This is a genomic window from Solirubrobacter ginsenosidimutans (assembly GCF_027587205.1).
Genome location: NZ_JAPDOD010000038.1, coordinates 43,177 through 54,833, shown reverse-complemented (window position 1 = coordinate 54,833; position 11,657 = coordinate 43,177). Strand labels below are relative to the sequence as shown.

Annotated in this window: 10 protein-coding genes; 8 read left to right on the top strand and 2 right to left on the bottom strand. The window is 70.6% G+C overall.

All coding sequences use genetic code 11. The features are described 5' to 3' along the window. Nucleotides 1-9 precede the first annotated feature (9 nt). Entirely contained in the window at nucleotides 10-1,839 is a 1,830-nt protein-coding gene (locus OM076_RS31385; protein WP_270044086.1) for a hypothetical protein, read from the bottom strand. Nucleotides 1,840-1,870: 31 nt separating this feature from the next. Then, a complete protein-coding gene (locus OM076_RS31380; protein ID WP_270044085.1) occupies nucleotides 1,871-3,769 on the bottom strand; it encodes a carboxypeptidase-like regulatory domain-containing protein in 1,899 nt (632 codons plus the stop codon). Between the two features lie 60 nt (nucleotides 3,770-3,829). Between OM076_RS31380 and gcvT the strand changes: the two genes are divergently transcribed. From gcvT to scpB, 8 genes are all read left to right on the top strand, one after another. Beyond that, the gene (gene gcvT, locus OM076_RS31375) at nucleotides 3,830-4,909 is read left to right on the top strand and encodes a glycine cleavage system aminomethyltransferase GcvT (RefSeq protein WP_270044084.1); all 1,080 of its coding nucleotides are present in this window, start codon (nucleotides 3,830-3,832) and stop codon (nucleotides 4,907-4,909) included. Nucleotides 4,910-4,912: 3 nt separating this feature from the next. Next, nucleotides 4,913-5,299: a glycine cleavage system protein GcvH gene (gene gcvH / locus OM076_RS31370; protein WP_270044083.1), complete on the top strand. Its 387-nt coding sequence runs from the start codon at nucleotides 4,913-4,915 to the stop codon at nucleotides 5,297-5,299. 15 nt (nucleotides 5,300-5,314) lie between these two features. Continuing rightward, entirely contained in the window at nucleotides 5,315-6,631 is a 1,317-nt protein-coding gene (gcvPA, locus tag OM076_RS31365) for an aminomethyl-transferring glycine dehydrogenase subunit GcvPA (protein ID WP_270044082.1), read from the top strand. Between the two features lie 89 nt (nucleotides 6,632-6,720). Continuing rightward, nucleotides 6,721-8,184, top strand: coding sequence for an aminomethyl-transferring glycine dehydrogenase subunit GcvPB (gene gcvPB, locus OM076_RS31360; protein ID WP_372518101.1), 1,464 nt, complete (start codon nucleotides 6,721-6,723; stop codon nucleotides 8,182-8,184). 207 nt (nucleotides 8,185-8,391) lie between these two features. Further along, a complete protein-coding gene (locus OM076_RS31355) occupies nucleotides 8,392-8,985 on the top strand; it encodes a hypothetical protein (protein ID WP_270044080.1) in 594 nt (197 codons plus the stop codon). Nucleotides 8,986-9,248: 263 nt separating this feature from the next. Beyond that, nucleotides 9,249-10,250: a tryptophan--tRNA ligase gene (gene trpS / locus OM076_RS31350; protein WP_270044079.1), complete on the top strand. Its 1,002-nt coding sequence runs from the start codon at nucleotides 9,249-9,251 to the stop codon at nucleotides 10,248-10,250. Nucleotides 10,251-10,260: 10 nt separating this feature from the next. Next, nucleotides 10,261-11,004: a segregation and condensation protein A gene (locus tag OM076_RS31345; RefSeq protein WP_270044078.1), complete on the top strand. Its 744-nt coding sequence runs from the start codon at nucleotides 10,261-10,263 to the stop codon at nucleotides 11,002-11,004. A gap of 37 nt (nucleotides 11,005-11,041) precedes the next feature. Continuing rightward, the gene (scpB, locus tag OM076_RS31340) at nucleotides 11,042-11,617 is read left to right on the top strand and encodes an SMC-Scp complex subunit ScpB (protein ID WP_270044077.1); all 576 of its coding nucleotides are present in this window, start codon (nucleotides 11,042-11,044) and stop codon (nucleotides 11,615-11,617) included. Nucleotides 11,618-11,657 lie beyond the last annotated feature (40 nt).

The window sequence follows — 11,657 nt, the reverse complement described above, 5'->3', positions numbered from 1 at the left end:
GAGTCCCGCTCACCTGACGCGCACGACGACGGACCTCGAGTAACCGAGGTCATACGGGAAGACGTCCTCGCGGCGGATGCGCAGGCGGATCGGGTAGCGACCGGTCCGGCCGGCGAACCGGTACGTCGACGCCCATGCGCCCTTCGACCCGCGGGCGCGTGCGGTGGCGAACGTGCGCCAGCGCCCGCCGTCGAACGCCTGCAGGTCGACGAGCTTGCCCGACCGCGGCACCGTCGCGCCACGCAGACCGAGACGGCCGGAGAAGCGCACGCGGCCGCCGCCGTCGAGCGTCCGCCGCGACGCATGGATCGTGCTGGACGCGCGCACGCGCAGCTGTGCCGTGCGGGCGAGCGGCGCGAGACCAGGGCTCCCGGCGAAGGCGAACTGCAGTTGCCGGCTCGGCCCGGCGGGGGCGCGATAGGAGAAGCGGCCCTTCGCGTCGGTCGCGACCGTGCCGGCGACGGTCGGCACGGCACCGGACGTCCGGAGCGTCTGGTTGACCGCGATCGCCTGCCCGCCCAGGGGCTGCCCGTCTCGGGTCGTGATCTGGCCGCGGAACGTCGCCGTCCGGCCATACGCGATCGACGCCGCACCGCCCCGCAGCGCCTGTCCACCGACGCGGAGTGACATCTCGCTCAGCTCGCCGTCGGTGACATTGCCCGCATTGTCACTCACGCTGACCCGGATGCCGACCCGCGCCGCGCTCCCTCGATCGAGCTTCGCGGTCAACCGGCCGTTCGCCAGCGTCGTCGGAAGCGCGCGGAACGGCTCACCGACCGAGTTGCGCACCGAGACCGTTCCGGAGGCGACGCCGGACGCGGCGTCCGAGACCGCCAGCGTGATCGTCTTCCCGCTCGCGCGCGTCAGCGTGACGGTCGGGGCGGTGCCATCGAGTTGGATCGACTTCGTCACCGTCGTCGCATTCCCGGCGGAGTCATCGACGACGAGTTTGAGCTCGTGCCGCCCATCGCCGACTGGGCCGAGACCGATCGGCGTGGTCGCGACGTTGGGGCAAGGCACCGGCCGTGTCGCGTCGCAGGCCGAGTCGGCCCTGGACGCCGGCGCCCCGTCGACCAGGAGTTGTCCCGACCGGATGCCCGCGTTGTCGGAGGCCGACCAAACCAGCGAGTCCGTCGGCCGTCGCCAACCGTCCGACGTCACGAGATCTCCTCCGAGCGATGCGACGGGCGCTGAGTCGTCCTGAAGCTTGACCGTCGCGCCGTAGAGGACGAATTGTGCCTGCGGCGATGACCCATTGCTCGTGTAGCAGAACTGCAGCGTGTCTCCGCCGCAGAGCACGCCCCATTTGAGCGAGCTCGTCGCGACCTGGATGACGCCGGTCTCCGCTCCGGAAGGAACTCCGATCGTGCACGGAAAGCCGGGTGACGGCTTGCACTGCTCCTTCCCGAACACGCCACCCACGAGCGACCCGGTCGCGTCTTGGAGGTAGAGATCCCAGCGACCGCCGTCAGGCTCCGGCGTTGCGGGATCGTCTGCCATCGCCTCGCCGTGGAGAAAACGACTGGCCTGCAGCGCCACGATCGTCGTCCCCGATGGCGCCACGAAGTTGAACGAGCCTCCCGACAGGTAGTTCGCCCGCTGCCGGCCGGTTGCGGTGACCGCCACGAGACCATCGGCGCAGTCGGTGTCGAACGCGACCAGACCGGGCTGGGGCCCGAGGTTGGCCGCGAAGTCCAGGTTCGGCGTCCACGAGTGATTGACCCCATTCGCCCCCGGCGCGTTGCAGGCGACCACGTCATACGTACCCGCCTCCGCCCGCGCAGGCGCGAGCGCGAAGAGCGCCATGACGACGAAGATGAAGGTCAAGGTCCTGCGCACGTGCGAGCGAAGTACCCGCTTCGCCCGCGGTTCAGCGGACGGTGATGACCACGGAGGCGGAGTACCCGAGCTCATACGGGAACAACGCTTCGCGGCGGATGCGCAGGCGGATCGGGAAGCGGCCCGCGTTGCCGCGGAAGTGGGCGACGGCGTGCCAGGCGCCGTCGCGACCGCTGGCGCGGACGGCGTCGACCGTCGTCCAGCGGCCGTTCTGGGAAGCCTGGAGGTCGACGATCTTGCCGCCGGGCGGCAGCGAGGTGCCGAGCATGCGCAGGCGACCGGAGAAGCGGACCGAGCCGGCGCCGGAGAGCCGGACCTTCGACGCGCGGATCGTCGCGCTGGCCGGGACGCGGAGTGCGACCTCGCGGGTGCGGGTGAGCATCCCCGCCGCACCCGGATAGACGACGGTCAGCCGCTGGCTCGGGCCGGCCGGGAGCGTCACCGAGAAGCGGCCGTCGGCGTCGGTGGTCGCGGTCGCCACCTGCGACGAGGTCGCGCCGGCGCGGTGCTGAATGCCGTTGAGCACGATCGGCTGACCCGCGACCGGAGCGCCGTCGGTGGACGTGAGCCGGCCGAGGACGGTGACCGCGCGGCCGTAGCCGACGGTCGCGCGGGCGTCCTGGACCTTGCGCGCGTGCCCGCTCCCGATGCGGGTGCTCAGGCTCATCGAGGTCACGAGCGACGCGATCGCGTTGCCGGCGTTGTCCGTCGCCGACACGCGGATGCCGTAGCTGCCCTTCACCGATTTCGGCACCGTGGCAACCAGCTTGCCGCCGCGCAGCGTCGTCGGAAGCGCGAGGAACGGCGCGTCGCGCTTGCCGCGGATCTCGATCGTCCCGCCGGCGACGCCGGACGACGCATCCGAGAGCAGCGCCGTGATCGTCCGCCCGCTCACCGGAGCCTCGGCGATCACCGGAGGCGTCCCATCGACATCGACGGTGCGGTCCGCGCGGGTGACGTTCCCGGCAGTGTCCTGCACGATCGTCGTGAGCGCATGGCGACCATCGATGACGCCCGTGAGGTCGTACGCCAGAGCGGACTGCGTCGGGCACGGGGCGGGGAGGTGGTAGTCGCACTCAGCGGCTTGGGACACCCGCTCCGCGCCATCGAGGATCATGCGGGTGAGGCGAATGCCGCTGGCGTCTGTGCCCGTGGCGGTGAACGCATCGGTGGGACGTCGCCAGCCGTCGAGCGGGCTCGAGAGGGCCAGCTCGGGTGCGACTGTGTCCTCGACCGTGACCTTGGCACCCTGAAACTGCACGCCGGCGTGCGGGCCGTCAGCGTTCGCGGTCGGGCAGGTCGCGGTGGTCGCGGCCGCCGCACACTCGATGCCGAGGGAGACGACGGGCTGCCCGACGGCGGTGTAGGTCGAGCTGACACTGCCCGTTCCGAAGCCGTTGACCCCTCGGCCGCAATAGGCCGGATAGATCAAGGTTGCGCCCGAGCAATAGTCGGGTCCCGAGGTGCCGCCGAGCACCACGGCACCGCCTGCAGACGTTCCCGCCCGCGCGACCGATACCCAGTACGGGGCGCCGACGGCGGCGCTCGTCGCGCGCGACTGCGTGAAGCGCCAGAAGGTGACGTCCTTGACCGTCGCGTCGGCAGGCGCATGGAAGACGAACGCCGCGCCGTCGTCGACGCGGACATTGGTCGGCGCGACCGCGGCGGAGCCCATCGTCAGGCCGGCCGGCGTCGAGCAACGCTCCAGCGGCGGTATCGAGAACGCCGATGCCGGCGGCGTTGACTTCCCTGCCCGGTTGTACGGCTCAACGGTCCATGCACGATTGATGCCGCCGCCGTCGCCGCCGACCGTGTTGCACGCCACGACGTCGTACGTTCCTGCCCGCGCAGAGGCCGCCGGCAAGGCCAGCAGTCCGACGATCGTCGCCACCAGCAACGCGGCGTCCTTGCGCATCAATCCGGCCAACACTGGCGGCGCAGAATAGTTGCATTACGCACACCGGACCACTCGCGCTAGGGTCCCGGCCCCATGGCCGTAGGTACAGAGACGCTCAAGCGGACCCCGCTATACGACCAGCATGTCGCCGCGGGGGCGAAGCTCGTCCCGTTCGCCGGCTGGGAGATGCCGGTGCAGTACGCGGGCATCAAGGAGGAGCACCTCAACGTCCGCGGCCACGCGGGGATCTTCGACGTCTCGCACATGGGCGAGATCGAGACCACCGGGCCGGACGCGGAGCGGTTCCTGCAGCGGATCCTCTCCAACGACGTCTCCAAGCTCACCGACGGCGGCGCGCAGTACAGCGTGCTGACCAAGGAGGACGGGGGCGTCCTGGACGACCTGTTCACCTACCGCCTCTCGCCGTATCGGTACCTGACGGTCACCAACGCGGCCAACCACGAGAAGGACCTCGCGTGGTTCCAGAACCACTCCGAGGGCTTCGACGTGACGCTCATCGACCGCCTGCACGACTACGCGATGCTCGCCGTCCAGGGGCCTGAGGCCAGAACGATCGTCGCGGGCCTCACCGAGGGCGAGCTGCCCAAGCGCTTCAAGACGGCGACGCTGACCGTCGCGGGCGCGAAGGACGTCCTCGTGTGCGGGACGGGTTACACCGGCGAGGACGGGGTCGAGCTCCTGGTCGCCCCGGGCGACGCGCCCAAGGTCTGGGACGCGGTGGTCGCCGCGGGCGCCAAGCCCGCCGGCCTCGGCGCGCGCGACACGCTGCGCCTGGAGGTCTGCTTCCACCTCTACGGCAACGACCTGATGGAGACCCGCGGGCCGATCGAGGCGGGTCTGGGCTGGTGCGTGAAGGAGGACACCGGCTTCATCGGCGCCGAGGCGATCAAGGTCGCCCGCGCCAACGGTCCCTCCGAGAAGCTCGTCCCGTTCGTGATCACCGGCCCCGGCATCGCCCGCCAGGGCAACGGCATCATCGGCGGCGGCGAGGTCACGTCCGGCACCCTGAGCCCCAGCCTGAACATCGGCATCGGCATGGCCTATGTCCCCGTGGACAAGGCCGAGCCCGGAACCGCCTTCGAGATCGACGTCCGCGGCAGGACGCGCTCCGCCGAGGTTCGCGAAAAGCCCCTGTACAAGAAGGAGAACTGACCCGTGGCCGAGGCCAGCTACCCCGACGACCTCAAGTACCACGCCGAGCACGACTGGGCGCGCGTCGACGGCGACACCGCCACGCTGGGCATCACCTGGTACGCCCAGGACCAGCTCGGCGAGGTCGTGTTCTTCGATCCGCCGGAGGTCGGCGCGACGATCACCAAGGACTCCCCGTACGCCGAGGTCGAGTCCGTTAAGGCCGTGTCGGACGTCATCGCGCCGGTCAGCGGCGAGATCGTCGAGGTCAACGAGGCGCTCAAGGACTCCCCTGAGCAGATCAATGACGACTCCTACGGCGAAGGCTGGCTGGTCAAGGTCAAGCTTTCCGATCCGTCCGAGATCGACGCCCTGATGGACTCCGACAAGTACCAGGAGTCGCTGTCATAAGCTGAGCGGCTCACTATGAGCCGCTACACATCCGCCACTGAGGCCGACCGGCAGGAGATGCTGGCGGCGGTCGGTGTTGAAACGATCGACGACCTCTTCGCCGACGTCCCCGAGGGCGTCAGGCTCGGCCGCGCGCTCGATCTCCCACCGGGTAAGCCGGAGCAGGAGGTCTACGCGAAGCTGCGCGACCTCGCCGCCAAGAACGTGTCCGCCGAGGACGAGCTGAGCTTCCTCGGCGCGGGCATGTACGACCACTACGTGCCGGCGCTGATCGACTCGATCCTGCAGCGGTCGGAGTTCCTGACGCCCTACACGCCCTACCAGCCCGAGATCAGCCAGGGCGGGCTGCAGGTGATGTTCGAGTACCAGACGGCGATCAGCGAGCTGACCGGCCTGCCGGTCTCCAACGCGTCCGTCTATGAGGGGCCGAGCGCGATCGCGGCCGCCGGCTGGCTCGCGCACACCCACACCAAGAAGACCCGGTTCCTGGTCTCCGAGGGCCTGCACCCGCACAGCCGCGAGACGCTCGAGACGACGTCCGCCGGCTGGGGGACGACGATCGAGACGATCCCGCTCGCCAACGGGCTCACGGACCTGCAGGACGTCGGCGACGACGTCGCGGCGGTCTTCCTCGGCCAGCCGAACTTCTACGGCGCGATCGAGGACCTCGAGACGCTGAGCCCGATCGCCCGCGCCACCGGCGCGCTGCTGATCGTCCAGTGCGACCCGCTCACGCTCGGCGTGCTGCGGCCTCCGGGCGACTTCGACGTCGACATCGCCGTCGGCGAGGGCCAGACGCTGGGCAACCGGCTGGACTTCGGCGGCCCGTCGTTCGGCTTCTTCGCCGCCAAGCAGGACTACATCCGCCGGATGCCGGGCCGGATCGCGGGGGAGACGACCGACGTCGACGGCCGCCGCGGCTTCGTCCTGACGCTGCAGACGCGCGAGCAGCACATCCGCCGCGAGAAGGCGACGCACAACATCTGCACCTCACAGGCGCTGAACGCGCTCGCGGGCGTGATCTACCTGAGCTGGCTGGGCCGCGAGGGGATCGTCGAGCTCGGCGAGCTGCTCGTCTCCCGCACCCACTACGCGCGGGAGACGCTGACGGCGCTGGACGGCGTCGAAGCCCTCCACGACCAGCCGGTGGTACGCGAGTTCGCGCTCAAGCTCGCCAAGCCGGCGGCCGAGGTCGTCGAGTTCTGCGCCGAGCGCGGCGTCAACCCGGGTCACCCGGTGGGCGAGGACGTCCTGCTGGTGGCGATCACCGAGCAGCGGTCCAAGGCCGACATCGACCGCCTGGCGGAAGTCCTGACGGAGGCGCTCGCATGAGCAGCATCACCGAGAACCGCCTGCACGCGGACCCGAGCATCGAGGGTCACGACCCGCATCCGCGCCGCAGCGCGCTGGTCGAGACCGACATGCAGCGCGACCGCGCGAAGACGATCTACGAGAAGTCCAAGCCGGGCCGCCGCGCGTTCGTGGCGCCGGAACTCGACGTGCCGTCGCACGCGCTCCCGGAGAAGTTCCGCCGCGCGGAGCCGCCGAAGCTGCCGGAGATCGCCGAGCCGGAGATCGTCCGCCACTACAACCGGCTGTCGAAGCGCAACTTCGACCTCGACACCGGCTTCTACCCGCTCGGGTCGTGCACGATGAAGCACAACCCGAAGCTGCATGAGCGCGTGGCCGCGCTGCCGGGCAACTCGAGGTTGCACCCGCTGCAGAACCCCAAGCGCGCTCAGGGCGCGCTGCAGCTGATGCACGAGTTGCAGGGCGCGCTGTCGGAGGTCGCCGGGCTCCCCCACGTCAGTCTCCAGCCGAGTGCGGGCTCGCACGGCGAGCTCGCCGGCGTCCTGCTCACCCGCGCCTACTTCGAGGACCGCGGGGACCAGCGGACGAAGATCCTCACGCCGGACACCTCGCACGGGACCAACCCGGCGACGGTGACGATGGGCGGCTACGAGGTCGTCAAGGTCGGCACCGACGAGCACGGCGGCGTCGACGTCGAGGACCTGCGGGCGAAGGCCGACGAGCAGGTCGCCTGCCTGATGCTCACCAACCCGAACACGCTCGGCGTGTTCGACCGCAACATCGAGGAGATCGCCAAGATCGTCCACGGCGTCGGCGCGACGCTGTACTACGACGGCGCCAACCTCAACGCGGTCATGGGTCGCACGCGGCCGGGTGACATGGGCTTCGACATCGTGCACTTCAACCTGCACAAGACGTTCACGCAGCCCCACGGCGGCGGCGGTCCGGGCGCCGGGCCGATCGCGGTCTCCGATCGCATGGAGCCGTACCTGACCAAGCCGCAGGTGGTCAAGCGCGACGACGGCACCTTCGACCTGGACTACGACCGGCCGAAGTCGATCGGCCGCCTGCGCGGCTTCCAGGGCAACTACGGCGTCTTCGTGCGCTCGTACGCGTACATCCTCAGCCTCGGCTCCGACGGCCTGCAGGAGGCGTCGGAGACCGCGGTCCTCAACGCCAACTACCTGCTCGCGAAGCTGCGCGCGCTCGGCGTGACGGAGTACCTCCCGCCGGCCTACGACCGCCTCTGCATGCACGAGTTCGTGCTGTCCGGCGCGCCGATGAAGAAGGAGCTCGACCTGCGCACGCTGGACCTGGCCAAGCGCCTGCTCGACCACGGCTTCCACCCGCCGACGGTCTACTTCCCGCTGCTGGTCGACGAGGCGCTGCTGATCGAGCCGACCGAGACCGAGACGATGGAGACCCTCGACCTGTTCGCCGAGGCGCTGGCGAACATCCTGCGCGAGGGCGCCGAGGATCCGGAGATCGCGCGCAACGCGCCGTACGGGACGCCGGTCCGGCGCCTCGACGAGGCGGGTGCGGCCAAGCGGCCGGTCATCCGCCAGCCGCTGTAAGCAGCGTCAACGTTCGTGACACCCGGCGGCCCTGCCGTCGGGTGACATGACATCGCGGTTTCGGCCGCACCGCGCGGATCGCGGGCCGTCCGCGTCAATTGCTTCTGACGTCGCGGTCCTGAAAGCGTCGCGCGCCTTTTCGCGCCCCGAGCGGCCTGGGGAGCCTCCCTGGCAAGGCAATTCAAACCTCGTAGGGGAGGAACCCTCATGTCCAGGATGTTCAAGGCCGCCACGGCGGCCACGCTCGCGTGCGGCCTGATGCTGCTCGGCGGCACCGGTATTGCCAGCGCGCAGGATGGTCCGGCGCGGCTCACGCAGGTGGTGCCGATGACCGGCAAGGCCAAGGGCGGCAAGACCTTCACCGGCACGTACACGATCCAGAAGTTCATCGCCAAGGGCGGCAAGCTCTACTCCGTCGGCACCGTCAAGGGCAAGCTCGGCTCCAAGAAGGTGACCAAGGACAACGTCCAGGCGCCCGCCGCCGTCGCCAACGCGACCGCGCCCGCGAAGGCCGCCCAGGTCCCGCCGGTCCCGCTCCCGCCGCTGCCCGCCGGCAACGCCTGCTCGATCCTTAGCCTCGACCTCGGCCCGATCAACCTCAACCTGCTCGGCCTCGTCGTCCGCACCGATCAGATCCAGCTGCGCATCGACGCCGTCCAGGGCCCGGGCAACCTGCTCGGCAACCTGCTCTGCGGCATCACCGGAATCCTCAACCCCTCCGGCACCCTCGCCAACACGCCGCTCGGCCAGCTCGCCCAGATCCTCAACGCGCTGCTCGCCCTCTCGCCCCGCACCGCATAGCAGCCGGTTGACGAATTCCGGTGCGCCCGCTGCGGCGCATCCGCGGCGCCTCGCGCCACCCACGCTGCTCACGTGCCAGAGGCACGCATCGCGAGCGCGGGCGGCCCGACGCACTGGCGGCTGCACCACATCGGTCGGACCGGCCATTCGCCAACCGACTCCAGCGAGCCAGACTCGAACCATGCATACCGCTCGTATACCGGGGTCAGACCCCGGTATACGACTTGCATGCAAGAGCCGCCCGGTACTCTGAGCCGCCAGCGATGGTGATCTTCTCTGGCATCCAGCCCACCGGGCGCAAGCATCTCGGCAACTACATCGGGGCCATCCTGCAGTACGTGGAGGGCCAGGATCGAGCGGATCCCGCGATCTACTGCATCGTCGACCTGCACGGCACGACGGTGGCGTACGAGCCCGCCGAGCTGCGCGAGCGCTCGCGGGACACGGCGGCGTTGCTGGTCGCCGCGGGGCTCGATCCGGAGCGCTGCGTGCTCTTCCGCCAGAGCGACGTTCCCCAGCACACCGAGCTCACGTGGCTGCTGTCGAGCGTGACGTCGGTCGGGCAGCTCAACCGCATGCACCAGTTCCGCGACAAGGCCGGCACCGCGCGCGACCGGGTGTCGGCGGGGCTGCTGTATTACCCGGTCCTGATGGCCGCCGACGTGCTCGCCTACCGCGCCCACGAGGTGCCGGTGGGGGAGGATCAGCGCGAGCACATCGAGCTGATGCGCGACGTCGCGGAAGCGTTCAACAAGCGCTTCGGCGAGACGCTGGTCGTCCCAGAGGGCAACATCCCCACGGTCGGCGCCCGCGTGCGCGACCTCAAGGAGCCCGACAAGAAGATGTCGACCACCGGCGGCACGCCCGCGGGCACGGTCTACGTCGACGAGGAGCCCGCCAGCATCGTCAAGAAGTTCAAGCGGGCGGAGACCGACTCGGGGCGCGAGATCGTGCGCGCCGACGACAAGCCCGGCATCTCGAACCTGATCGAGATCCTCGCCGTCGTGCGCGGCACGGCGCCAAACGCGATCGAGCACGACTTCGAGGGCAAGGGCTACGGCGACTTCAAGACCGCCGTCGGCGAAGAGGTCGCGGCCTGGCTGTCCCCGGTGCGCGAGCGCTACCTCGAGCTGCGCCAGGACACGGCGGCGATCGAGGAGATCTTCGAGGCCGGGGCCGCGAAGGCTACGGCGATCGCGGCACCGGTGGTCGCGGACGTGCGCGACGCGATGGGCGTCGGTAAGCCCGTCCGAAGCGCCACCTAGCCTTCGGGGCGTGCGGATCGCCCACCTCGAGCTGGACCTCGACGTCTTCGCCGGTCCCTTCGACCTGCTCCTCTCACTGATCCTGCGCGAGGAGCTGGACCTGCTCGAGGTCGACCTCGCCGAGGTCGTGATCGCCTACCTCGACCACCTCGAGTCACTGGAAGAGCTCGACCTGGAGTCCGCGACCGAGTTCCTGGTGCTGATCGCGGCGCTGCTGGAGCTGAAGTCGCGCCTGATGCTGCCCGGCGAGGAGGTCGAGGAGCTCGACGAGCTGCAGCCCGCCGAGGCCGCCGAGGAGCTGGTCGAGCGGATGCTGCAGTACGCGCGCTTCCGCGGCGCGGGCGCCCACCTGGCCGAACGTCACGCCTACGGCCAGTCCTTCCTGCTGCGCTCCGCCCGCCTGCCCGAGGGCCTGCGCAAGGTCCCGGTGGCCAGCGCCCAGGCGGCGTACGACCCGGCGGTGCTGGGCGCCTCGCTCGGCGCGCTGCTGCGCGTGCCGGCGCCGATCGACGTCACCCACATGGCGACCGCGCGCGTGACGGTCGGTGAGCGCCTGCAGATCCTGCGCGACCTCCTGCGCCGCGGCCGCTTCAGCTTCGACGAGGCCGTCAAGGACGCCGATCGCGTCACGGTCTGCGTGACCGTCTGGGCGCTGCTGGAGCTCTACAAGCGCGGCGAGGCCGCGTGGGAGCAGGATGAGCCCTTCGGCCCGATCATGGTCACCGCCGACGCGCCGCAGCGGGCGGCGGCGTGAGCGCGCGCACCGCCACCTCGCCCGGCGAGGCGCGCCGATGAACCTCTCCGCGCACCTCGAGGCGCTGCTCTTCCTCGCGCCCGACCCGGTCTCGATCGAGGAGCTCGCCGATGCGCTGCAGGTCGGTGAGGACGCGGTGACGCAGGCGTGCAAGGAGCTCGAGGCCGACCTCGAGGGTCGCGGGCTCGTCATCCGCCGGATCGCCGGCGGCCTGGCGCTCGCCTCGCACCCGGACGCCGAGGAGGCCGCCCGGCGCCTGCTCGCCCGCCCGCGCACGCCCGCCCTCACACCCGCCCAGGCGGAGACGCTCGCGATCGTCGCCTACCTGCAGCCGGTGAGCCGCCCCGAGGTCGCCCGCATCCGCGGCGTCGCCTCGGAGTCCGCGACCTCCGCGCTGGTCGAGCGCGGCCTGATCGAGGAGGCGGGGCGCTCGCAGTTCGGCGCGGTCCTCTATCGCACGACCGCGCTCTTCCTCAAGCTCTTCGGGCTGGACTCGCCGGAGGAGCTGCCGGATATCGCGCAGTGGGACCCCTCGCCCGAGGAGGCCACCGCGCTCAGAGATCGCCTGCTCCGCGCGGGTGAGGCCCGCGGCGAAGCCGCCGCCGCGCGGTAGGCCGTTGAGCGCGATGCGCAACTTCTCTGCGCTTGGCGGG

Excerpts from the sequence above, each read along its gene's own strand:
- trpS (WP_270044079.1), top strand. The coding sequence starts at position 9,249 with ATGGTGATCTTCTCTGGCATCCAGCCCACCGGGCGCAAGCATCTCGGC.
- OM076_RS31355 (WP_270044080.1), top strand. The coding sequence starts at position 8,392 with ATGTCCAGGATGTTCAAGGCCGCCACGGCGGCCACGCTCGCGTGCGGC.
- gcvPB (WP_372518101.1), top strand. The coding sequence starts at position 6,721 with ATGCAGCGCGACCGCGCGAAGACGATCTACGAGAAGTCCAAGCCGGGC.
- scpB (WP_270044077.1), top strand. The coding sequence starts at position 11,042 with ATGAACCTCTCCGCGCACCTCGAGGCGCTGCTCTTCCTCGCGCCCGAC.
- gcvPA (WP_270044082.1), top strand. The coding sequence starts at position 5,315 with ATGAGCCGCTACACATCCGCCACTGAGGCCGACCGGCAGGAGATGCTG.
- gcvT (WP_270044084.1), top strand. The coding sequence starts at position 3,830 with ATGGCCGTAGGTACAGAGACGCTCAAGCGGACCCCGCTATACGACCAG.